The sequence below is a fragment of the Microbacterium sp. NPDC064584 genome, from assembly GCF_040687315.1.
GTDB lineage: Bacteria > Actinomycetota > Actinomycetes > Actinomycetales > Microbacteriaceae > Microbacterium > Microbacterium lacus.
In genome coordinates this window covers 193,650-216,429 of record NZ_JBFBMZ010000004.1, presented here as the reverse complement: position 1 = coordinate 216,429, position 22,780 = coordinate 193,650, and the positions used below count along the sequence as shown (strand labels likewise).

Below are 22,780 nucleotides of genomic sequence, written 5' to 3'. Positions count from 1 at the left end.
CCACGCCGTCCTGCCCGCGTAGCCTGGCCTGATGGACGCGACAGCCCCTCGCCGCGTGGCGCGCGAGGTGGAGCGCAGCGCTCCGCTTCGCGCCCTGGCCCGTGGGGGCTACGCGGCGAACGGACTGCTGCACATCCTGATCGGCGCGATCGCCGTCATCGTCGCCTTCGGGGGCGACGGCGCGAGCGACCAGTCCGGCGCCCTCATGGCGATCGCCGCCGTGCCGTTCGGGTTCATCCTGCTGTGGACGGCGGCGATCACGCTGTGGGCTCTGGCCGTCTGGCAGCTCGTGGACGGCATCCTGCAGCGTGCCCCCGCCGACAACGCCACCGGATTCTTCAGCAAGTGGGGCCGGCGCATCGGCGCGTGGGGTCAGGCGGCGATCTTCGGCGCGCTCGGCCTGATCGCCGCGGCGGTGGCGCTCGGCGCCCGCGTGGACGCCGAGTCCGCTGCCGAGGCGGCGAGCGCGGGTCTTCTGTCGATCCCCGGTGGGTCTGTCGTGCTCGTGCTCGCGGGGATCGGCATCGGGATCGGCGGCATCGCGTTCATCGTCATGGGCGTGCGACGCTCGTTCCGCGGCAAGGTCGACATCCCCGAAGTGGGCCCGGGGCGTGGGGTCGCCGGACTCGGCCTGATCGGCTTCGTCGCGAAGGGGATCGCGCTCGGCATCGTCGGCATCCTGCTGGTCATCGCGGCCGTCGACGCGGACGCCGATACAGCCGGCGGTCTCGACGGTGCCCTGCAGGCGCTCCTGAGGCTTCCGCTCGGTCCGCTGCTGGTCGCGATCGTGGGAGCCGGGTTCATCGCCTACGGGGTCTTCTGCCTGTTCCGCGCGCGCTTCGCGCGTCTGTGATCATCGCCGTGTCAAGCCCTTGGCTCCCTCGGAGGTGGGTGCGAGCCTCGGTGCATGACCGATGATCGAATGACCCAGACCGAGGCGATCGTGCGCCTGAAGGAACTCGTGGAGGACATCGACTTCACGATGCTGACGACGCAGGATGCCGCCGGCAACCTCGTTTCGCGGCCCATGAGCACGCGCCAGATGGATGAGAACGGCGACATCTGGTTCTTCACGGCGGACGACTCGAAGAAGGCGGACGAAGTGCGGGCCGACCACGAGGTGGGCCTGTCCTACCTCGACGCGAAAGGAATGCGCTTCGTCTCCGTCGCGGGCCGCGCTGCCGTCGTGCACGACCGCGCGAAGATGGAGGAGCTGTACACCGCGTCCCTCGACATCTGGTTCGAGGACGGACTCGAGACCCCCGACATCGCGCTGTTGAAGGTCACGCCCGTGGAGTGCGAGTTCTGGGAACCCAAGCACGGAAAGCTCGTGATGGCGGCGGGCATGCTCAAGGCCCTCGTGACGAAGGACACCCCCGACGACACGATGCGGCACGAGAAGATCAGCTGCTGACCGCTCCCGGGGTGGACGGCGCGCTGCCGAGCTCGTTGATCGCGCGGATCAGTCGGTGGAGGGACCCCACCTGGAACTGATCCGGAGTGAGGATCAGACGAGGCAGGTCCGGCCGGTCCGCATCGGCCAGCTCTTGCGGGAGCGCCGTCCCGGCCTCGATCCGGCCCTCCCGCACGAGCGACCCGAACTGCTCGTTGAGCGAGTCCACTTCGTCAGGCGTGGGCTCTGCGCGCAGACGGAGGACGAGCCGGCCGCCGACCCAGCGCAGCGAATCGTAGTTCCGCCAGAAGCCGGTCAGCTCGTCGGCGGCGGCCTCGACCGAATCCGTGATGAGCACCCGATCGAAATCGTGCGGCGAGATCACGCCCGACGTCACGAGCTGCTCGTCGACGAAGCGTCGCAGCCCCGCCCAGAATGTGCCGCCGGGTTCGTCCAGCAGCACGATCGGAGTGGGCTCGGCCTTCCCGGTCTGTTGCAGGGTGAGCAGCTCGAACATCTCGTCGAGCGTGCCGAAGCCGCCGGGGAGGCACACGAAGCCGGTTGACTCCTTCACCAGCATGAGCTTGCGCGTGAAGAAGTACTTCATCGCGACGTTGTTGGCGCTGCGCGCCAGGAGTGCATTCGGCTTGTCCTCGAACGGCAGCCGGATCGACACCCCGATCGAGTGGTCCACGCCCGCCCCCTCCGCGGCCGCCTGCATGATGCCGGGACCCGCGCCGGTCACCACCATCCATCCGCGTTCGGCCAGGGCACGTGCGACCCGCATCGTGGCGATGTAGAGCTCGTCATCCGGTCGAGTCCGCGCCGACCCGAAGATCGTTGCCTTCGGCACGTCCTCGAAGGGGGCGAACAGCCGGAACGCTGCCCGCATCTCCGTCAGTGCGGCGGAAGTGATCTTCAGATCAAGCCGACTGGTGCGATCCATCCCCAGCCCGACGCCCGTGGTGAGGATGCGGGCGACGAGGTCCGCGTCGGTCGTGATGCCGGCATGCTCCAGCACTCCGCGGACGGCCTCGGTGACCTCGGCGGGGATGGGGGCACCGGATTCGGACACGCCTCCAGCCTCGCACGCTCCGCGCGTGTGCGGATCAGCCGACGGTCAGTCGGCCGACGGCATCCGCGATCGAGATGGTCTCGCGATCCCCGCTGCGGCGATCCCACAGCTCGACCTGACCGTCCGCGGCACCTCGCCCGACGATGACGATCTTCGGCACGCCCACGATCTCGGCATCGCCGAACTTCACACCCGGCGACACTTTCGGTCGATCATCGAGCAGGACATCCTTGCCGGCGGCCTCGAGTTCCTTCGCGAGGTCCTCGGCGACGTCGAACGCGACGGCGTCGCGCCCCGCCGCCACGACGTGGACGTCGAACGGTGATACGGATGCCGGCCAGATGAGTCCCTTCTCGTCGTTGTTGAGCTCGGCGATGATCGCGAGGATGCGTGTGACCCCGATGCCGTACGAGCCCATCGTGACGGTGACGAGCTTGCCGTTCTCATCGAGGACTTTCAGCCCCAGCGCGTCGGCGTACTTTCGGCCGAGCTGGAAGACGTGGCCGATCTCCATGCCGCGCGCGAGTTCCACCGGACCGGAGCCGTCGGGGGCGGGGTCGCCCGCGCGCACCGATGCGACCTCGACGAAGCCGTCGCCTGCAAAATCACGGCCGGCGACGAGCGAGTGCACGTGCTTCTGATCGATGTTCGCGCCGGTTATCCAGCTCGTGCCGTCGACGACGCGGGGGTCCAGCAGATAGCGGATGCCGGTGGCGGACTCCTCGCCGAGGATCGCGCCCGTGGGCGACCACGGACCGATGTAGCCCTTGACCAGGAGCGGGTGCTTCTCGAAGTCCTCGGGCGTGGCCTGCTCGACTTCGGCGGGGGCGAACGCGACATCGACGCGCTTGTCGTCGACGTCGCGATCACCCGGGAGGCCGATGACGACGAGCTCCCGCGCGCCGTCGAGGTGGGTGAGGGCCAAGACCACGTTCTTGAGCGTGTGCGCCGCGGTCCACTCCCCCTCGGCGGGTGCGTCGAGGTGGGCGTTCGCGTGGTCGACGAGCGTCGCGATCGTCGGCGTGTCGGGCGAGTCGAAGATCACGGGCTCGGGCAGGCCCTCGAGGGCGATCGGGTCGGGAGCGACCGTCGTGAACGCTTCGACGTTCGCGGCATAGCCGCCGGCGGACCGGACGAACGTGTCCTCGCCGACGGCGGTCGGGTGCAGGAACTCCTCCGAGCGCGAGCCGCCCATGGCCCCGGCATCCGCCTGAACGATGACGTACTCGAGGCCGAGCCTGGCGAAGATGCGCTCATAGGCGTCGCGCTGGGCCATGTAGGACGCGTCGAGCCCGGCATCCGTGTAGTCGAACGAGTACGCGTCCTTCATCGTGAACTCGCGGCCGCGCAGAAGCCCGGCGCGGGGACGCGCCTCATCGCGGTACTTGTCCTGGATCTGGTAGATGGACAGCGGGAGGTCCTTGTACGACGAGTACAGGTCCTTCACCAGCAGCGTGAAGACCTCTTCGTGCGTGGGAGCGAGCAGGTAGTCGGCGCCCTTGCGATCCTGCAGGCGGAAGATGCCGTCGCCGTACTCCTCCCAGCGGCCCGTGACCTCGTACGGTTCGCGCGGCAAGAGCGCGGGGAAATGCACCTCGTACGCGCCCGCCGCCGTCATCTCGTCGCGGATGATGCCTTCGACCTTCGCCTTGACCCGCAGGCCGAGCGGCAGCCACGCGAAGATGCCCGGCGCCTGGCGGCGGATGTACCCGGCGCGGACGAGCCACCGGTGCGAGGCGACCTCGGCGTCGGCGGGGTCTTCGCGGAGCGTGCGGAGGAAGTAGTGCGAGAGACGTGTGACCACGAGGGTCAAGTCTAGGCGCGACCTCGTCCCGGGCTCCGCCGATCACGCCGACGCCCGCTCGCCGGCCCCCGCCGACGTAGCCTGAGTCGATGACCAGAGTGCTCCTCACGGGTTTCGAGCCGTTCGCCGGCGATGCGGTGAACCCGTCAGAGGAGGCCGTCCACCTCGTCGAGTCCCGCTGGAGCGGCCCGGAGGAGCTGATCACCGCGGTCCTGCCGGTCACGTTCGCCGGCGCTGCGGCGCGGATGCGCGAGCTGCTCGCGCAGCATCGGCCGGACGTCGTGGTCGCGACGGGGCTCGCGGGCGGGCGGAGCGGGATCGGCGTCGAGCGCGTCGCGATCAACCTGGCGGATGCCCGCATCCCCGACAACGCCGGGTTCCAGCCGACGGACGAGCCCAGCGTCCCCGGGGCTCCGGCCGCGCACTTCTCGACTCTGCCCGTCAAGTCCGCGGCCCACGCCGTGCTCGCCTCCGGCACGCCCGCCGAAGTGTCGTATTCGGCAGGGACGTTCGTTTGCAACCACACGTTCTTCGCCCTGCTGGACGCCGCGCCGGAGGGTGTGCGCGCCGGGTTCGTCCACGTCCCGTGGAGCATCGAGCACGCCCCCCAGGGCGCACCGGCCCTGACGGCGGACGCGATCGCACGGGCGGTCGAGATCATCGTCCGGGTGAGCCTCGACGCACAGGTGGACGAGCACCGCCCCGGCGGCACGCTGCACTGATCGGGTTTGACGCGACGGCCGCGCGTGGTGTGCAATATATTGCATGCCGGTTCCCTCCGTCGCCCTCCCTCCGCGTCCCCTCCTCCGCGATGACGTGTACGCGCGGATCCGCGACGCGATCGTCGACGGCACGCTCGCCCCGCAGGAGCAGCTGCGCGACACCGAATTGGCGACCTGGCTCGGCGTGAGCCGCACGCCGGTGCGCGAGGCGCTGCTGGAGCTCGCGCGTGCGGGACTCGTGCGCGCCGTCCCCGGCAGGTCGACGGTGGTCGCGCCGCTGGAGGATCGCCAGGTCCGCGACGCGCAGGCCGTGGTCGCCGCGATGCACGCCCTGGTCGTCCGCGAAGCGGTCCCCCGGCTCGATGCCGAAGACCTGCAGCGCATGCGTGCCGCGAACGACGCGTTCGCGGCCGCGCAGCGGGCCGGCGACACGGATGCCGCCCTCCGCGCCGACGAGGCCTTCCACCGCATCGCGGTCGAGGTGTCCGGGAACGCCGCCGCGGCGGCGGTGATCGCGCAGTACGAGCCGGTGCTGCACCGCGCGGAGCGCCTGCGCTTCGCGTCGCACGAAGGAGCGGCATCCGTCGCCCGCCACCGAGCGCTCATCGACCTGTGCGCCGCCGGCGACGCCGAGGGTGCCGCTCGCGTCGCCGAACAGACCTGGCAGAGCCTTGCCGCACCCGCCCCGATCGAAGGACCCGACGCATGAGACTGGCCGAGTTCCCCCGCTACCCGCTGACCTTCGGGCCGAGCCCCCTGCAGCACCTGAAACGCCTGACCCAGCATCTCGGTGGGGCCCAGGTCTGGGCCAAGCGCGAGGACGTCTCCAGCGGCCTCGCGTACGGCGGCAACAAAGTGCGCAAGCTCGAGTACATCGTGCCCGACGTCCTCGCGTCCGGCGCCGACACCCTCGTCTCGATCGGCGGATACCAGTCGAATCACACCCGGCAGGTCGCCGCCGTCGCCGCCCACCTGGGGCTGAAGGCACGCCTCGTGCAGGAGAAGTGGGTGCCCTGGGACGACCCCGTGAACGACAAGGTCGGCAACATCCTGCTCTCGCGCATGATGGGCGCGGATTCGCGCCTCGACGACGCCGGCTTCGACATCGGCGTGCGCGACTCGTGGAAGAACGCGCTCGCGGAGGTGGAGGCATCCGGCGGCAAGCCGTACCCCATCCCCGCCGGGGCCTCCGAGCACCCGCTCGGCGGACTCGGCTTCGCCAACTGGGCGTTCGAGGTCGCCGAGCAGGAGAGGGCCCTCGGCATCACGTTCGACACGATCATCGTCTGCACGGTGACCGGCTCGACGCACGCCGGCATGATCGCCGGGTTCGCGGCCCTGGAGGACCTCACCGGCGTGAAGCGCCGCGTGCTCGGGATCGACGCCTCGGCCACCCTGTCGAAGACGCGCGATCAGGTCGAGCGCATCGCGCGGAACACGGCAGCGCTCATCGAGCTCGGCCGTGACCTGCGCGACGACGAGATCCAGGTGCTCGAAGGCTGGGCGGGAGATCTGTACGGCATCCCCGTGGAGTCGACGATGAACGCGATGGCCCTCGGCGCACAGCTGGAGGCGATGATCACCGACCCCGTGTACGAGGGAAAGTCCCTCGCGGGGCTCATCGACCTGGTGCAGGGCGGCGACATCCCGAAGGATTCGCACGTGCTCTACGCGCACCTGGGCGGCCAGCCCGCGATCAACGCGTACCACTCGCTCTGGAGCTGAGTCCCGTGACCTCGCACCGGGTTGCCGGAGCCGCCGTCGCGGCGATCGTCACCGCCGTGCTGCTGCTCGCGGGCTGCGCGGCGACCGGCACCCGCGGCGCCGTGGTGCAGGAGGACGACGACTTCGGCACGGCCGAGGTCTACGCCGTGCAGGACGGCGACCTCGAGCCGGCACCCGACGAGCGTGCCGCGACCGTCTGGGACCTGTTCGTACGAGTCGTCACCCCCGCCTTCGCGGCGTCATCCATGAGCGAATACCGTGCGGGCGATGACGCGGACAGCGACACGCTCGCCTACGTGCACCGCGCCGACGACCCCGAGTACTGGGTGCTCGCAGCGAACCTTGCGTTCGCGGACGATCAGGATCTGCTGCTGTCGACCCTGATCCACGAATACGGCCACATCCTCAGCCTCGGCGTCGCGGATGCCGATCCCGACGTCACCTCGTGCGACACGCTCGAACTGTCCGAGGGGTGCCTCGCCCCGGATTCGCTGCTCCTCGCGTTCGACGAGCGCTTCTGGCTGCCGTACGGGTCGGACGCGCCGACACCGGACGACGATGACCCCGATGCGGCCGCGGCGTTCTACGCCGCGCATGAGGAAGACTTCGTGTCGGACTACGCGGCCACCAACGTCGTCGAAGACTTCGCTGAGAGCTTCATGACGTTCGTGCTCGAGGATCGCCCGGAGGACTCGTCGCCGGTGGCCGAGAAGCTGCTGTTCTTCTGGGACGTCCCCGAGTACGTCGAGATCAGGGACCGGATCCGCGCCGAGTTCTCCCTCACCTGACCTGCTCGCCGCGAAAGGGCGCGAATGCCGGGCGACACGCCGCGCGGGAGGTGCGTTACTGCCCTCTCGCGAGGTGCAGGAGGCTCAGGGCGTCAGCACCTGAGCCGTCCCGAGCGGGGCGTCCGGCCCCATCTCGGCGGCAAGGCGGTTGGCCTCCTCGATGAGCGTCGCGACGATGTCCGCCTCGGGCACGGTCTTGATGACCTGGCCCTTCACGAAGATCTGCCCCTTGCCGTTGCCGGAGGCGACACCGAGGTCGGCCTCCCGGGCCTCGCCCGGCCCGTTCACGACGCAGCCCATGACGGCGACGCGCAGCGGAACGGTCATGTCCTTGAGGCCCTCGGTCACGTCGTCGGCGAGCGTGTAGACATCCACCTGCGCGCGGCCGCACGACGGGCACGACACGATCTCGAGCTTGCGCTCGCGGAGGTTCAGCGACTGGAGGATCTGATGCCCGACCTTGACCTCTTCGGCGGGCGGGGCGGAGAGGGAGACGCGGATCGTGTCGCCGATGCCCTCGCCGAGCAGGATGCCGAACGCCGTGGCGCTCTTGATCGTGCCCTGGAACGCGGGACCGGCCTCGGTCACTCCGAGGTGCAGCGGCCAGTCACCCATCTGCGCGAGGAGCCGGTAGGCCTGCACCATGATCACCGGGTCGTTGTGCTTGACCGAGATCTTGAAGTCGTGGAAGTCATGCTCCTCGAACAGCGACGCCTCCCAGCGAGCGCTCTCGGCGAGCGCCTCCGGCGTGGCTTTGCCGTACTTCTGCAGCAGACGCGGATCGAGCGAGCCGGCGTTCACCCCGATGCGCAGCGAGACACCGGCATCCTTGGCGGCCTTCGCGATCTCGCCGACCTGATCGTCGAACTTGCGGATGTTCCCGGGGTTCACACGCACCGCCGCGCACCCGGCGTCGATCGCCTGGAAGACGTACTTCGGCTGGAAGTGGATGTCCGCGATCACGGGGATCTGGCTCTTCTTCGCGATGATGTGCAGCACGTCCGCATCGTCCTGCGACGGGACGGCGACGCGCACGATCTCGCAGCCGGATGCCGTCAGCTCGGCGATCTGCTGAAGCGTGGCGTTGATGTTGGTGGTCGGCGTCGTGCACATGGACTGGACGCTGATCGGGGCGTTGCCGCCGACGAGCACCTTGCCCACCTTGATTTGCCGGGACTTGCGGCGGGGGGCGAGGGTTTCGGGGACCTTGGGCATCCCGAGATTGACTGCTGGCACCCCTCCAGCCTACGACGCGAGCGGCTCGGAACGGGCGATCGCGGCATCCGTCGGTCTGATATCGTGACCGCATGCGCACGAACCGCACCTGGTGGCCCGCCTTCTAGGCGGTGTGTTCGCATTCTCTGACCACAGACCGCCCACCGGGCGGTCTTTTTCGTTTCGTGGCGACCGCCCGCCCACACCGGAGGCCCCGATGACCGACGCCGGTCCTGCCGATCTGATCGACCTCGCCGCCCGCGGCGTGCCCTTCGCGCTCATCGCTCGCGACGCCGGCTCGATCGAAGTCCTCACCGGCGACGTCGTCGATGTCGAGCTTCTGGGCGACATCCCGTTGCACGACGCCGCGGGAGCGCCGCTCGAGGTGCTCGCCCTCGTGCCGTTCCGCCAGGTCCGCGAGCGCGGCTTCGAGTGCCACGACGACGGGGCGCCGCTGCGCTGCCTGATCGTCCGCGAACGCCGCGTCGTCGACCGCGAGGCCACGATCGCGGAACTGCCGTCGGCCCCGGTGCCGCTTGCCGACCCGGGCTTCGACATCGCCGATGAGGAGTACGCCGACATCGTCCGCCGGGTGATCGCCGATGAGATCGGTCTGGGCGAGGGCGCGAACTTCGTGATCCGCCGCGACTTCACCGCGGGCGTGACCACGGATGCCGCCACCGCGGCCCTGACGTGGTTCCGTGCGCTGCTCGAGGGCGAGCGGGGTGCGTACTGGACCTTCGCGATCGTGACCGGCGACCACGTGGCCGTCGGCGCGAGCCCCGAAGCGCACGTGAGCGCCCGCGACGGCGTGGTCACGATGAACCCGATCTCGGGCACGTTCCGCCACCCCGCGGGCGGCGCGACGATCGAGACGCTCACCGAGTTCCTGGAGTCGACGAAGGAGACCGAGGAGCTCTTCATGGTCGTCGACGAGGAACTCAAGATGATGAGCGCCGTGTGCTCGGACGGCGGGAGGATCACCGGTCCGCACCTGAAGGAGATGTCGCGGCTCACCCACACGGAGTACGTTCTGCGGGGACGCAGCCGCCTGGATCCCCGCGAGATCCTCCGCGAGACGATGTTCGCGCCGACAGTGACCGGCTCCCCCATGCAGAACGCATGCACCGTCATCACGCGGCACGAGCGGTCGCCGCGCGGCTACTACTCGGGAGTGGCCGCGCTGTTCACCCCGCGCACCGACGCGATCCTCGCGGGCGAGTCCACGCACGATCTGGACGCGCCGATCCTCATCCGCACCGCCTATCTGCAGGACGGACGTCTGCGAGTGCCGGTCGGCGCGACGCTCGTGCGCCACTCCGACCCCTACGGCGAAGTGAGCGAGACGCACGGCAAGGCCGCCGGCGTGCTGGGCGCGATCGGCGCGGTGCCGCGCGACCGGCCGCTGGAGGTGCGTGCCGACGTGATCGACGAGGATGCGCCGACGGCCGACCCGTTGCCGCTCGCGGACGACCCGGGCATCGCGGCGCTCCTGGCCTCCCGCAACGAGCGACTCGCGTCGTTCTGGCTCAACCCGCAGCACGCGCTCGCCGGCGGCGGTCCGTTCCACGGACGCTCCGCTGTCGTGGTCGATGCCGAGGATCGCTTCACCACGATGCTCGCCCACCAGCTGCGCCATCTGGGGCTGAATGCCCGCATCGTACCGTGGAGCGCGGTCACCGATGACGAGATCGATGCCGCCGAACTGGTGGTCGCCGGTCCCGGCCCCGGCGACCCGCGGGATCCCGGCACCCCCCGGATGCGCCGCATGCGAGAGGTCGTCGCCCACCGCCGCGCGACGGGTCGGCCGCTCCTGGCCGTCTGCCTCAGCCACCAGATCCTCGCCGACGGGTTCGGCATCGCGCTCGCTCCTCTGGATGCTCCGCATCAGGGCCTCCAGAAGACCGTGGACGTGTTCGGGCAGTCGGCCTCGATCGGCTTCTACAACACATTCACCGCGCGGGTCGAACCCGGTACGACGACGGTGGGCGATGCGGAGGTGTCCGCGGACGCGGACGGCGACGTGTACGCCCTGCGCGGGCCCGGGTTCGCCTCGATCCAGGGCCACCTCGAGTCGATCCTGTCGCGCGACGGCATGAGCACTTTGGAGCGTCTGGTCGCGAGCGCGCTCGTGCCCGTTCAGGCCTGACCGCCGCCGACCCGCGCCGCCAGCAGTCGTCGCTCGGCCTCGTTCGCGGTCAGTTCGAGGGCGACGAGGTCCTCGGCCAGCGCCTCGTCTTGCCGACCGACCTCACGCAGCATGCGTGCGCGCACGGCGTGCCACAAGTGCGAACGCTCCAGTGCTGTGCGCAGGGCATCGACCTCGGTGAGCGCCGCAGCCGGTCCCGCCACCTCGGCGAGCGCGACCGCCCGATTGAGGCGGACGACGGGCGTCGCGTCATACGCGAGGAGCATGTCGTACAGCGTGAGCACCTGCAGCCAGTCGGTCTCCGCCGCCGTCCGCGCGTCGCAGTGACAGGCGGCGATCGCCGCGTGCAGCTGCCATCGGCCGGGGCGGCGGAGCGTCGCCGCGCGCGCGAGGGCCCGCTGTCCCTCAGCGATGAGCCGGGAGTCCCATCGTGAGCGGTCCTGAGCCGCCAGGAGAACGAGTTCCCCGTCGACGGCGCGCCCGCCTTCGCGGGCCCGGTGCAGGAGAAGGAGGGCGAGAAGCCCCTGCGCCTCCGCCTCGCGGGGAAGCGCCGCCGCCACCACGCGGGCGAGCCAGACGGCGTCCTCCGCGAGATCGCGGTCCGCGCCCGCATCCCCACCGGCCACGAGGTGCGCTTCGGAGTACATCACCGAGATGACGGTGAGCACGATGTCCACGCGGGCGAGCAGACTCTCCGCCTCCGGGATGCGGATCGGGATCCCGGCCGCGGCGATCTTGCGCTTGGCGCGGACGATGCGCTGCGCCACCGCCTCCTGCGTACTGAACGTCGCGCGCGCGATCTGATCCGTCGTCAGACCGCAGACCGCCCGCAGGGTGAGGGCGAGCTGCGCGTCCGCCGAGAGCGCCGGGTGACAGCATCCGAACAGCAGCGGCAGACGCTCGTCGACGTCGGGTCCGCCTGCCGTGACGGTCGGCTCCGCCACGAGCTGCGCGAGCTTCTCGCGATAACGCTTCTCGCGACGGAGGCGGTCCAGGGCGTTGTGCCGTGCCGCCTGGAGAAGCCAGCCACCGGGGTTCGCCGGGATCCCCCGGCGCCGCCACTGTGGGAGCGCTTCGAGCACAGCTTCGGCCACGGCGTCCTCCGCGACGTCGAAGCTGCCGGTCCACGCCGTGAGCGACCCGACGATCCGGCCGGCCTCCTCACGCACGATCCGCGAGAGGAGGACATCCGATGCCGCAGCCCGGGCGCCGTCGAAGGCGCCCGGCGCCGCGGCATCCGCGTCGGTCATTCCTCGAACTGGCTGTAGTCCACGACCATCGGCCGGACTTCGACCGACGTTCCGGGGATCTCGAGCATCGGCCAGCTGCGGGCCAGGGCGATCGCCGCGTCCAGATCCGCCACGTCGATGACGGTGAACCCGCCGACCGCCTCGCGGGCCTCGGTGAACGGCCCGTCGACCACGACGGGGCCCTCCGGCGCGTGCCGGACGGTGGTCGCGGTCTCCACGGGCTGCAGCTCGGCGCCGGAGTCGGAGATGACGGCAGCGTGCTCGCCGAACCACTCGTAGACGCGGGCGTAGACCTCCTGCTGGCGCTCCGGCGGCACGGCCGCATCCAGTTCCGGAGTGCTGGTGAACATGATGACGTACTTCACGGTGGTGGTCCTTTCGTCAGGGAGACCGTTTCATCCCTTCAGCGAACGGACAAGACCGTTTTCGACACCACAGCGGAAAATCAGATGATCGAGAGCGGATTGAAGATGTCGGCGAGGATCAGCACGGCGCCCATCACGATGAGTCCGATCACGACGACGAACGTCACCGGGACCAGTTTGGTCGCATCCACCGGCTTCGGCGGCGGCCGGTGGAAGAGCTTGGCGAGGAACCGCTTGAGCCCGTCCCACAGGGCGACCACGATGTGGCCGCCGTCCAGCGGAAGCAGCGGGATGAGGTTGAACACGAACAGCGCGATGTTCAGCGACGCCAGGAGCCCGAGGAATCCGGCGACGCGATTGAGCACCGGCGCCTCCGCGGCGGCGACCTCCCCCGACAGGATGCCGGCACCCACGATGCTGAGCGGGCTGTCGGCGCTGCGCTCCTCACCCGTGATCAGCGTCGTCGCCGTCTGGTACACCTTCACGGGCAGCTGCCACATGATGCCGGCGACCGCGCCGACGTTCTCGCCCGCCGCAGCGGCCCCCGCCCAGATCGGCTGGCGCTCGTACTCGACGGTCGGGCGCACCCCCAGGAATCCGATCCGTTCGGCCGACCCGTCCGCCCCGGTGGCATCGATCGCGGCCGGGACGACGGTGACCGTGCGCTCCGCACCGTCGCGCTGGATCACGAGGGTGAGCTGCTCGCCCGGCGAGGCCTGGATGATCCTCGACACCTCGTCGAACCCGGTGACCGCAGTGCCGTTCACCGACACGATCGTGTCGGCCGGCTCGATGCCCGCCGCGGCGGCGGGCGGCGCCGGATCGGAAAACGTGCACTCGGTCACCCCGGCCTGCGGCACGCACTCGCTCAAGGCGCTGACGGTCGTCGTGGCCGTCTGCACTCCGATCCCGGTCAACAGGATCGAGAACAGCACGATCGCGAAGAGCAGGTTCATCACCGGACCGCCGAGCATGATGATGACCCGCTTGTACACCGGGAGCTTGTAGAACACCCGGTCGTCGTCGCCCTGCAGCGTCTCGTCGTTCGCGGCCCGCGCGTCCTGCACCATCGTGGCGAAGAATCCGCCTCCGGCGCGCCCTGTCGCCGCGCGCTCGGCGGGAGACGGCGGGTACATCCCCGCCATCGAGATGTAGCCGCCGAGCGGAATCGCCTTGAAGCCGTACTGCGTCTCGCCGTAGCGGCGCGACCACAGGGTGGGGCCGAAGCCGATCATGTACTGCCCGACGCGCACGCCGAATCTCTTGGCCGGGACGAGGTGCCCGATCTCGTGCAGGGCGATCGAGACCGCCAGGCCCACGATCATGAGCACGACGCCGATGACGAACGCGATGGCTTCCACACGCCCACGGTACTCGCGGCGGCTTTGAGTCAGCCGAGCAGGCGGATGAGAGGATGGTCAGGCCATGGCGAACGACCTTCCCTCCCACCTGCCCCCCGTGCTGCGCCCGGACCACCCGCCGACCCACCCTCTGCGGGAGCTGGCCGATCGGTACGCCCGGGACGTCCGCGGCGAGATCGGCGACGCCTCCCTCACCGGGTTGACCCTCGCGACCGCGGACCTGCGTCCGGGTGATGTGTTCGTCGCCGTCCGCGGGGTGAACCGGCACGGCGCCGACTTCGCGGCATCCGCTGCGGCGAAGGGCGCGGTCGCCGTCGTCACGGACGCGGAGGGCGCGGACGCCGCCGCCGGGACCGGGCTCCCGGTCATCGTCGTCGATGACCCACGCGGCATCCTCGGCGACCTGTCCGCATGGGTCTACGGCACCGGCCGCGACGACGATCTGCCGCTGCTGTTCGGAACGACCGGCACGAACGGCAAGACGAGCGTGTCCCACCTGCTCGAAGGGATCCTCGGCCAGCTCGGAGTCGTCACGGGTCTGTCCTCGACCGCCGAGCGGCACATCGCCGGTCAGATCGTCGTCTCGCGGCTGACGACGCCCGAGGCGTACGAGATGCACGCGCTCCTGGCGCTCATGCGCGAACGCGGCGTCGAGGCGGTCGTGGTCGAGGTCAGCGCGCAGGCGCTCAGCCGTCGACGTGTGGACGGCATCGTCTTCGACGTCGCCGCGTTCACGAACCTCACGCACGACCACCTCGACGACTACGCCGACATGCGCGAGTACCTCGAGGCCAAGCTCCCCCTCTTCCGTCCCGATCGCGCGCGCCGCGCCGTGATCTCGCTCGATTCGGATGCCGCCGCCGAAGTGCAGGAGCGCTGCGAGATCCCGTTCGTCACCGTCGGCACCCCGGCGATCGCCACGGACCCGGATGCGGCCGCGCGGGCGGACTGGGTCGTGGAGATCGTGCACGAGCGTCAGACCGGGACGGAATTCCGCCTGACGGCCGCCGACGGTCGCACACTCACCACGATCGTGCCCGTGATCGGCCGGCACATGGCCGCGAACGCGGGTCTCGCGATCGTGATGCTGCTCGAGGCCGGCTACGCGTGGGAGCGGATCGTGGCGACCCTGACGGGCGACGGCGGGATCCGGGCCTACCTTCCCGGCCGCACGGAGCGAGTGTCCGGGGAACGAGGGCCCGCGGTGTACGTCGACTTCGGCCACTCACCGGACGCGTTCGAGAAGACGCTCGCCGCCGTCCGCCGGGTCACGCCCGGCAAAGTGGTCATGCTCTTCGGAGCAGACGGCGACCGCGACGCCACGAAGCGCCACGACATGGGCCGCACCGCGGTCCTCGGCAGCGACATCCTGGTCGTCACCGACCACCACCCGCGCTTCGAGGACATCGACTCGATCCGCGCGACGCTGATCGAGGGCGCGAGGCGTGCGCGACCGGATGCCGAGATCCACGAGTTCTCACCCCCCGAGGTCGCGATCGTCGAGGCGGTCGCCCTCGTCGGCGACGGCGACGCGATCCTGTGGGCGGGGCCTGGTCATCAGGACTATCGCGACATCCGCGGCGTCCGCACGCCCTACTCGGCGCGCGAACTCGCCCGCCGCGCGCTGCGCGACGCCGGGTGGCCCGTCCCCGAGCCGCACTGGCCGGTGCCGTATCCCGACTGAGCGGACTCAGCCTGCCGCGATCGCCCGATCCGCGGCATCCCGCGCCCACCGCTCCGCCTCGGCGAGCGAGTCGCGCGTCAGCGTCGAACCGACCGTCGCCTCGGGGTCGTGCGTCTCCACGACGCGCTCGATGAGCTCGACGATGCCGGTGAACGGCAGGCGCCCGTCGTGGAATGCGTCGACCGCCTGTTCGTTCGCGGCGTTGAAGACGGCGGGATAGCTGCCGCCCGCCCGTCCGACCTTCTTGGCGAGCCGGACCGCGGGGAACGCCTCGTCGTCGAGCGGTTCGAAGGTCCACGACGTCGCGACCGACCAGTCGATCGGGCGGCCCACGCCGGCCACGCGATGCGGCCAATCGAGGCCGAGCGAGATCGGCAGCCGCATGTCCGGCGGTGAGGCCTGGGCGATCGTCGAACCGTCGACGAACTCGACCATCGAGTGCACGACCGACTGCGGATGCACGACGACGTCGATGTGCGCGTAGTCGACGTCGAACAGCAGGTGCGCCTCGATGACCTCGAGCCCCTTGTTCACCAGGGTCGCCGAGTTCGTCGTGACGACGCGGCCCATGTCCCACGTCGGGTGGGCGAGCGCCTCGGCGGGAGTGACGGCCTCGAGGGACGCACGGCTGCGTCCGCGGAAGGGGCCGCCGGACGCGGTCAGCACCAGCCGTCGCACTTCGCCGCGCTCCCCCGCCCGAAGCGCCTGCGCGATCGCGGAATGCTCGGAGTCGACCGGGACGATCTGACCCGGGCGCGCGATCGCCGTCACGAGGTCACCGCCCACGATGAGCGATTCCTTGTTCGCGAGGGCGAGCGTGCGTCCGCTCTCCAGTGCTGCGAGCGTCGGGCCGAGACCGACCGACCCGGTGATCCCGTTGAGCACCACATCGGCGTCGACGTCGCGGACGAGCTGCTCGGCCTCCGCGGCGCCGAGCGCCGTGTGCTCCACGCCGAACTGCTCGGCCTGCGTCTGCAGCTGAACACGGTCGGATCCGGCCGCGAGCCCCACGACCTCGAAGCGTTCCGTGTTCGCGCGGATCACCTCGAGCGCCTGCGTGCCGATCGAACCGGTGGAACCGAGGATGAGGACGCGACGCATGAGGCCAGACTAGCCAGCCCGCGCTTACTGAGCGGGCGCCTGGTGCTGCGTGCCGAGGATGTCGACGACGAAGACGAGCGTCTCACCGGCGAGCTCGTTCTCGGACGAGCCGGCCTCGCCGTAGCCGAGCGCAGGCGGGATGACCACGAGCACCTGCGAACCGACCGTCTGGCCCTCCAGCGCCCGCCGGAAGCCGTCCACGACCCCGGTCGTCTGGAAGGACGCGGGTGCCCCGTTCTCCCAGCTCGAGTCGAACACCGAACCGTCCGACCACTTCACGCCGGTGTACTGCACGAGGACGGTGTCGCCCGATTCGACGGTGGCGCCGTCGCCCTTCTTCAGGGTCTCCAGCTGCAGATCGGCGGGCGCGTCGCCGCTCGGGATCTCGATGGTCGGGGCGCCGTCATCGGCGAGGGTGACCTCCGGCAGTCCGGCCTGGGGCTCCTGCGGCTCGCCCCATGCGGCATCCGGCACCGTCGAGACGAAGTCGAACACGTACACCTGGCCCGGGTTGGGGTCGGCGGGCGGATAGGCGACGACGACCCGCGTTCCGGGAGTCGCGCACCCGAGGATCTGGCCGATCGGGTTGTCGGGCGAGATCTGCACGGGCAGCACCGGGTTGCCGTCGTATCCGATCGCGCCCAGCTTCTCGCCGGTCTCCGCATTGAAGGCGCTCAGCGCGTACGTGACCAGCTCGCCGGATTCCACCGGTTCGCCCGATCCCTCTTCCACGACGGTGGTCTGCAGGTTCGTGATCTCCAGCGGCGACGTGAAGGTCGCGGTCGACTCCTGGCCCACCTCACCCTCCACGGTGACGGCATCCGATGCCGCGCCGGACGGCGCCGCGGCGCTGCACAGGTCCACGACCGGTGCGGCCGTGGGGCTCTCGTCGGCCGTCGGCGCGCTGGACGCGCACCCGGCGAGGAGGACGCCGGACAGCGCGATGGCGGAAAGGGCGACGAGCGGGCGAATGCGCACAGTGATCCTCAGGATGAAGGGAAGGGAAGTGACCATCTTCCCCCACGATTCCTCTGTCCCGGCTGAGAGGAGACCATGCCGGTGAGGGTATGGAATCGGGAGTACCCTCGACGGGTGACTTCCGCGGACGCTCCCGATTCCACAGAAGCCGGCTCCGCGCTCGCCCCCCGACAGATGGGGGCGACGTACGGTCTCGGCCGCTTCGTCATCGCTCCGCTGGCCCGCATGGTCTACCGTCCGCGCGTGGAGGGTCGGGAGAACGTGCCGCGCTCCGGACCCGTCATCTTCGCGAGCAATCACCTCTCGTTCATCGACTCGATCGCGATCCCGGTCGCCGCGCCGCGCCCGGTGCACTTCCTCGCGAAGTCGAGCTATTTCGACGGCCCCGGATTCTCCGGCTGGCTGTCCAAGGAGTTCTTCACCGCGATCGGAGCCGTGCCCGTCCAACGCGGAGCCGGACAGGCCGCCCTGGACGCGCTGGATCAGCAGCGCCGGCTCCTCGACGCCGGCAACGCGGTCGCGCTCTATCCGGAGGGCACGCGCTCCCTCGACGGCCGGCTGTACAAGGGCCGGACCGGCGTGGCGTTCCTCGCGCTGCAGACCGGTGCCCCCGTCGTCCCCGTGGGGCTGATCGGCACGGACAAGGTCATGCCGGTCGGGGCACGCCTCCCGTCGCTGCGCGAACGCGTCACGGTCAAGTTCGGCGAACCTCTCGATCTCTCCCACCACGGCGGCGCGGATTCCGGCCGGGCGCGTCGCCTCGCGACCGATGACATCATGGCGGCGATCCACGCCCTCTCGGGCCAGGAGCTCGCGGGCGCCTACAACGAGGCACCGGCTCAGAATCCGATCGAGCGCATCCGCCAGGTCCTGCCGCACGAGCGTCGCTGAGCGGTCACTCCGATACGACGCTCGCCGAGGCGGACACCTCGATCGTCGGGACGTGGCGCACCGGGAAGTTCACGGAGTTCGCGATGAAGCACCACTCGTTCGCCTGCGCGTGCGCGGCGGTCGCGGCATCCACCATCGCGGCGTCCGCGACGACGACGTGCGGCCGCAGCTCGACCTCGCGGAAAGCCCCGCCGCCCCTGCCGTCCTCGACCATCACTCCGGTCGCCTCGTCGCGGTAGGCCACCACCACGACCCCGGCTTGCACGCACGCGTGCAGATAGGACAGGAGGTGGCATTCGCTGAGCGCGGCGAGCAGGAGATCCTCGGGATTCCAGCGCGCCGGGTCACCGCGGAACGGCTTGTCGGACGAGGCCAGCAGGTCGGGCTTCCCCTCGACTTCGATCGTGACGCTGCGATCGTAATCGCGGTAGCCGCGGGTGCCCGCACCGCGGTTCCCGGTCCAGATGGTGCGCAGGGCGTACCGGTGCTCGCCGAACATCGTCCCAGTCTGACACGCCCGGGATCGGCGGGGTGCGGGCGGTAGGCTGGCGGGGTGCCGCAGACCTTCGCCGTCGCCGATGCCGTCGAACTCGCCGTCGTCGAACGCAGCGGCTTCGTCGAATCCCGGCACGCGGGCGCCGCGATCGTGGTGGATCCCGCCGGTACTCCGGTGCGGGTGCTGGGCGACACCTCCGCGCCGATCCTCCCCCGTTCGAGCCTGAAGCCGCTGCAGGCACTGGCGTGCCTGACCGCGGGTGCGCCGCTCGACGGCGAGCGACTCGGCATGGCGACGGCGAGCCACTCCGGCACCGACCGACACGTCTCGGTCGTGCGCGACGTGCTGGACGCGGCAGGCCTCTCCGAGGACGCGCTGCGCTGCCCGCCGGCATGGCCCGGCGACCAGAGCACGCGGGATGAGGTCGTACGCGTAGGTGGCGCACCGTCGCGCATCCGCATGAACTGCTCGGGCAAGCACGCCGCGATGCTCCTCACGTGCACCGTGAACGGGTGGCCGACCGAGAGCTATCTCTCCCCCGAGCACCCGCTTCAGGTCCACATCCGCGACGTGGCCGAGCGTCTCGTGGGCGAGCGCTTCGCGGCGACCGCGATCGACGGATGCGGCGCTCCGGTCTATGCCATGAGCCTCGGCGGGCTCGTCAAGGCGATCCATCGGGTCGGAACGTCCTTGGAGCGCTCCCCCTTCGCACTGCACCGCAGCGCGGGGATGCTCGTTCGCGCCGTCCGGGAGAACCCATGGACGATCGACGGCCCGGGGCGCGCGGACACGGTCGTGATCGAACGCCTCGGCGTGTTCGCGAAGGGCGGCGCCGAAGGCGTCATGGTGATGGTCGCCCCGGACGGCACGACCGTGGCACTGAAGATGCTGGACGGGAGCGGACGGGCGGCCACGGTGGTGGCGCTGCGACTGCTCGAGCAGCAAGGCGCCCTGGCCGCCGCGGACGTCGCCGCCGCCACCGCAGAACTCGCGCTGTCCGTCTCGGGCGGCGACCAGGTTGTCGGGGCCATCCGCCCCGCTTTCTAGAGGCGCTCCGACCCGGAGCGGAAAGGATCTCGACGATGAGGATCTCCGTCCCCACCGAAGTCAAGAACAACGAGTATCGTGTGGCCCTCACGCCCGCGGGCGTCCACGACCTCGCGCAGGCGGGTCATGAGGTGTTCGTGCAGCGGGGCGCGGGCGCGGGCTCGTCCATGCCGGATGCCGAATACGAGGCCGCCGGAGCGACGATGCTCGACGAGGCCGCGGAGGTGTGGGCCCGCGCCGAGCTGCTCCTGAAAGTGAAGGAGCCGATCCAGAGCGAGTACGGCTTCTTCCGCGACGACCTCGTGCTGTTCACCTACCTCCACCTCGCCGCCGACCGACCGCTGACCGACCGGCTGGTCGCAGACGCAGTGACCGCGATCGCGTACGAGACCGTGCAGCTCGCCGGCGGCGGTCTGCCCCTGCTGGCACCGATGAGCGAAGTCGCGGGGCGTCTGGCACCGACGGTCGGCGCGTCGACCCTCATGCGTTCCGCGGGCGGTCTCGGGCTGCTCATGTCGGGTGTGCCGGGCACGCGACCGGCCCGCGTGACCGTGATCGGCGGCGGCGTGGCGGGTGCGAACGCCGCGGTGATCGCCGTCGGACTCGGGGCCGACGTGACGATCTTCGACACGAACGTCCAGCGCCTGCGCTACCTCGACGACCACTTCCAGGGGCGTGTGAAGACCGCAGCCTCCAACCCCCTGGATCTCGACCGTGCGGTGGTCGATTCCGATCTCGTGATCGGCTCCGTTCTCATCCCGGGGGCGAAGGCACCCAAGCTCGTCACGAACGAGATGGTCTCCCGGATGCGCCCCGGTTCCGTGCTCGTGGACATCGCGGTCGATCAAGGCGGCTGCTTCGAGGACACGCACCCCACCACGCACGCCGATCCGACGTTCCCGGTGCACGGCAGCGTGTTCTACTGCGTGGCGAACATGCCCGGCGCCGTGCCGAACACCTCCACGTCCGCCCTCACGAACGCCACGATGCCGTACATCCGCCAGATCGCACGGCACGGCTGGCGGGACGCGCTGCGGGCCGACGCGGCGCTCGCAGGCGGTCTGAACACCCACGGCGGAGCAGTCGTGAATCCGGGTGTCGCGAACGCGCACGGGATCGCGCCGGTCCCGCTCGCCGACGCCCTCCGCTGAGACGCCGGTCGACGGCGGCGGTCAGACGCCGCCGTCGACCGAGCGGATGTAGGCAGCGGGGTCGTCGGGAACGAGAACGGGCGTTTCGCGATTGAGGCTCTGCCCGCGGAAGAACGCCTTGGACCGCGGGAACGCGAACCAGATGAGCATCAGGACGACCCCGAACGCGAGGGATCCGATGCCCAGGACGAACGTGCCGCCGATGCCGAACAGCACGGAGTAGCCGTAGTCGACGTCGTACATGTCGATCGCGGACTGGACGAACGCGTACGTGAGCATGAGCGCGCCCAGCAGCGGGAAGAGGCCCTTGTAGAAGAAGTCGCGCGCCGACGAGAAGAGGTCCCGCCGGAAGTACCAGACGCACGCGTAGCCCGTCACGGCGTAGTAGAAGGCGATCGCGAGCCCGAGCGAGAGAATCGAGTCCTGAAGGATGTTGTCGCTGATCAGCGTCATGCCGATGTAGTACACCGATGCCACCACACCCATGACGAGCGTCGAGAAGGACGGCGTCTTGTAGCGCGGGTGGACCGTGGCGAACCGCTTGGGCAGCGCCTTGTACGCCGCCATCGCGAGAGTGCCGCGCGCCGTCGGGAGGATCGTGGTCTGCGTGGACGAAATCGCGGAGATCATGACGGCCACCACCAGGATCCAGCCGACCGGACCCAGCAGTCCGTCCTTGATCGCGAGGAAGAAGTCATCCGCGTTCGCCTCGTTGCCCAGGCCCGTCCCGGTGTCCCCGAGACCCGCGTACATCATCGCGGCGACCGTGACGCCGACGTAGGTGATCAGCAGGAACACCGTGGTGAGAAGGGCTGCGCGTCCGGGGATGCGCTTGGGATCCTTCGTCTCCTCGTTCAGCGCCAGGCAGGTGTCCCACCCCCAGTAGATGAACAGGGCGAGCAGGATCGCCTCGATGAAGCTGCTCCAGTCCCCGAGCGCGAACGGGTTGAACCACGCCCAATCGAACGGGGTGGGGTCCGGCGCCGTCCCGGCGAAGAAGTGCCAGAGCGCCGCGACGACGAAGATCGCCAGAGCGAGGTACTGGATGCCGAGCAGGATGTTCTGGACGCGCTCGCCGATCTCGACTCCTCGCCAGCTGATCCACGTCATCGCGGCGATGAAGACCACTCCGGTCACAGTGACCAGCGGAACGTTGTCGGCCAGCAGGGCGTCCGACGGGTTCTGGATGATCCCGTCCACGAGAGCCCAGAAGTAGATGCCGGCGATCTGGGCGAGATTGGCCAGCACGACCATCCCCGCCACCGCGACACCCCACCCGCCGAGCCAGCCGACCCAGGGGCCGAACGCCTTCGTGCCCCAGGTGAAAGTCGTGCCGCAGTCCGGGATCTCGTTGTTGAGTTCCCGGTAGGCGAAGGCGATGAACAGCATGGGCACGAAGGCGAGGATGAAGATCACCGGGGCCTGGGCGCCGACGGCGAGCACGACGAAGCCGAGCGTCGCCACGAGCGAATACACCGGAGCAGTCGAGGCGAGCCCGATGACCGTGGATCCCCAGAGTCCGAGTGTGCCGGCGGCGAGTCCCTTGCCTTCGGGTCGGTCGAGGGAGATCGGTGTTGTGGTCACA

At 70.0% G+C, this 22,780-nt stretch carries 21 protein-coding genes; 11 read left to right on the top strand and 10 right to left on the bottom strand.

Translation table 11 applies throughout. The features are described 5' to 3' along the window. Positions 1-31 precede the first annotated feature (31 nt). A complete protein-coding gene (locus AB0P18_RS08525; RefSeq protein ID WP_363359685.1) occupies positions 32-853 on the top strand; it encodes a DUF1206 domain-containing protein in 822 nt (273 codons plus the stop codon). Between the two features lie 54 nt (positions 854-907). Continuing rightward, positions 908-1,414, top strand: a complete 507-nt coding sequence (locus AB0P18_RS08520; protein ID WP_363359684.1) for a pyridoxamine 5'-phosphate oxidase family protein — start codon at positions 908-910, stop codon at positions 1,412-1,414. Here the strand turns inward: AB0P18_RS08520 and AB0P18_RS08515 are convergent. Next, the gene (locus AB0P18_RS08515; RefSeq protein ID WP_363359683.1) at positions 1,404-2,468 is read right to left on the bottom strand and encodes a TIGR00730 family Rossman fold protein; all 1,065 of its coding nucleotides are present in this window, start codon (positions 2,466-2,468) and stop codon (positions 1,404-1,406) included. The two genes, AB0P18_RS08520 and AB0P18_RS08515, sit on opposite strands and share 11 nt — an antisense overlap. A gap of 34 nt (positions 2,469-2,502) precedes the next feature. Then, a complete protein-coding gene (locus AB0P18_RS08510) occupies positions 2,503-4,272 on the bottom strand; it encodes a proline--tRNA ligase (RefSeq protein ID WP_363359682.1) in 1,770 nt (589 codons plus the stop codon). An 89-nt stretch (positions 4,273-4,361) separates the two neighbouring features. On the opposite strand from AB0P18_RS08510, the gene pcp reads away from it, so the two are divergent. Genes pcp through AB0P18_RS08490 form a run of 4 tightly spaced genes read left to right on the top strand, consistent with a single transcriptional unit; the run spans position 4,362 to position 7,507 of the window. Next, positions 4,362-4,994, top strand: a complete 633-nt coding sequence (pcp, locus tag AB0P18_RS08505) for a pyroglutamyl-peptidase I (protein ID WP_363359681.1) — start codon at positions 4,362-4,364, stop codon at positions 4,992-4,994. A gap of 43 nt (positions 4,995-5,037) precedes the next feature. Next, positions 5,038-5,703, top strand: a complete 666-nt coding sequence (locus tag AB0P18_RS08500; RefSeq protein WP_344052754.1) for a GntR family transcriptional regulator — start codon at positions 5,038-5,040, stop codon at positions 5,701-5,703. Further along, positions 5,700-6,719, top strand: coding sequence for a 1-aminocyclopropane-1-carboxylate deaminase (locus tag AB0P18_RS08495; protein WP_363359680.1), 1,020 nt, complete (start codon positions 5,700-5,702; stop codon positions 6,717-6,719). The genes AB0P18_RS08500 and AB0P18_RS08495 overlap by 4 nt, the downstream gene beginning before the upstream one ends. A gap of 5 nt (positions 6,720-6,724) precedes the next feature. Further along, positions 6,725-7,507 (top strand): NADH:ubiquinone oxidoreductase subunit 4 (chain M), encoded by a 783-nt coding sequence (locus tag AB0P18_RS08490; protein WP_363359679.1) that lies wholly within the window; start codon positions 6,725-6,727, stop codon positions 7,505-7,507. A gap of 84 nt (positions 7,508-7,591) precedes the next feature. Here AB0P18_RS08490 and ispG read toward each other — a convergent pair whose 3' ends face one another. Then, entirely contained in the window at positions 7,592-8,743 is a 1,152-nt protein-coding gene (gene ispG, locus AB0P18_RS08485; protein ID WP_344052747.1) for a flavodoxin-dependent (E)-4-hydroxy-3-methylbut-2-enyl-diphosphate synthase, read from the bottom strand. A 196-nt stretch (positions 8,744-8,939) separates the two neighbouring features. Here ispG and AB0P18_RS08480 point away from each other — a divergent pair, with 196 nt between their 5' ends. Continuing rightward, the gene (locus AB0P18_RS08480) at positions 8,940-10,871 is read left to right on the top strand and encodes a chorismate-binding protein (protein WP_363359677.1); all 1,932 of its coding nucleotides are present in this window, start codon (positions 8,940-8,942) and stop codon (positions 10,869-10,871) included. On the opposite strand, the gene AB0P18_RS08475 is transcribed toward AB0P18_RS08480, so the two are convergent. From AB0P18_RS08475 to AB0P18_RS08465, 3 genes are all read right to left on the bottom strand, one after another. Further along, the gene (locus AB0P18_RS08475; protein WP_363359676.1) at positions 10,862-12,121 is read right to left on the bottom strand and encodes a DUF6596 domain-containing protein; all 1,260 of its coding nucleotides are present in this window, start codon (positions 12,119-12,121) and stop codon (positions 10,862-10,864) included. The two genes, AB0P18_RS08480 and AB0P18_RS08475, sit on opposite strands and share 10 nt — an antisense overlap. After that, positions 12,118-12,486 (bottom strand): YciI family protein, encoded by a 369-nt coding sequence (locus tag AB0P18_RS08470; protein ID WP_344052741.1) that lies wholly within the window; start codon positions 12,484-12,486, stop codon positions 12,118-12,120. Before AB0P18_RS08470 ends, AB0P18_RS08475 begins: the two co-directional genes overlap by 4 nt. Positions 12,487-12,566: 80 nt before the next feature. Continuing rightward, positions 12,567-13,847: a site-2 protease family protein gene (locus AB0P18_RS08465; RefSeq protein WP_363359675.1), complete on the bottom strand. Its 1,281-nt coding sequence runs from the start codon at positions 13,845-13,847 to the stop codon at positions 12,567-12,569. Between the two features lie 64 nt (positions 13,848-13,911). Here AB0P18_RS08465 and murE point away from each other — a divergent pair, with 64 nt between their 5' ends. Next, on the top strand, positions 13,912-15,531 hold the full coding sequence (gene murE / locus AB0P18_RS08460) for a UDP-N-acetylmuramyl-tripeptide synthetase (RefSeq protein ID WP_363359674.1): 1,620 nt from the start codon (positions 13,912-13,914) through the stop codon (positions 15,529-15,531). Positions 15,532-15,537: 6 nt separating this feature from the next. On the opposite strand, the gene dxr is transcribed toward murE, so the two are convergent. Beyond that, positions 15,538-16,632 carry a 1-deoxy-D-xylulose-5-phosphate reductoisomerase gene (dxr, locus tag AB0P18_RS08455; RefSeq protein WP_363359673.1) on the bottom strand — a complete coding sequence of 365 codons (1,095 nt, stop codon included), beginning with the start codon at positions 16,630-16,632 and terminating at the stop codon, positions 15,538-15,540. Positions 16,633-16,656: 24 nt separating this feature from the next. Beyond that, positions 16,657-17,610, bottom strand: coding sequence for an FKBP-type peptidyl-prolyl cis-trans isomerase (locus AB0P18_RS08450; RefSeq protein ID WP_363359672.1), 954 nt, complete (start codon positions 17,608-17,610; stop codon positions 16,657-16,659). Between the two features lie 174 nt (positions 17,611-17,784). Here AB0P18_RS08450 and AB0P18_RS08445 point away from each other — a divergent pair, with 174 nt between their 5' ends. Next, positions 17,785-18,501 carry a lysophospholipid acyltransferase family protein gene (locus AB0P18_RS08445; RefSeq protein ID WP_344055806.1) on the top strand — a complete coding sequence of 239 codons (717 nt, stop codon included), beginning with the start codon at positions 17,785-17,787 and terminating at the stop codon, positions 18,499-18,501. Positions 18,502-18,505: 4 nt separating this feature from the next. On the opposite strand, the gene AB0P18_RS08440 is transcribed toward AB0P18_RS08445, so the two are convergent. After that, on the bottom strand, positions 18,506-19,000 hold the full coding sequence (locus tag AB0P18_RS08440; RefSeq protein ID WP_363359671.1) for an OsmC family protein: 495 nt from the start codon (positions 18,998-19,000) through the stop codon (positions 18,506-18,508). Between the two features lie 54 nt (positions 19,001-19,054). Between AB0P18_RS08440 and AB0P18_RS08435 the strand changes: the two genes are divergently transcribed. Together AB0P18_RS08435 and ald are read left to right on the top strand one after the other, a co-directional pair. Beyond that, positions 19,055-20,044, top strand: coding sequence for an asparaginase (locus tag AB0P18_RS08435; RefSeq protein WP_363359670.1), 990 nt, complete (start codon positions 19,055-19,057; stop codon positions 20,042-20,044). A 35-nt stretch (positions 20,045-20,079) separates the two neighbouring features. After that, entirely contained in the window at positions 20,080-21,195 is a 1,116-nt protein-coding gene (gene ald, locus AB0P18_RS08430) for an alanine dehydrogenase (protein ID WP_344052726.1), read from the top strand. A 21-nt stretch (positions 21,196-21,216) separates the two neighbouring features. Here the strand turns inward: ald and AB0P18_RS08425 are convergent, their stop codons facing one another. Next, entirely contained in the window at positions 21,217-22,779 is a 1,563-nt protein-coding gene (locus AB0P18_RS08425; protein ID WP_363359669.1) for an APC family permease, read from the bottom strand. Position 22,780 lies beyond the last annotated feature (1 nt).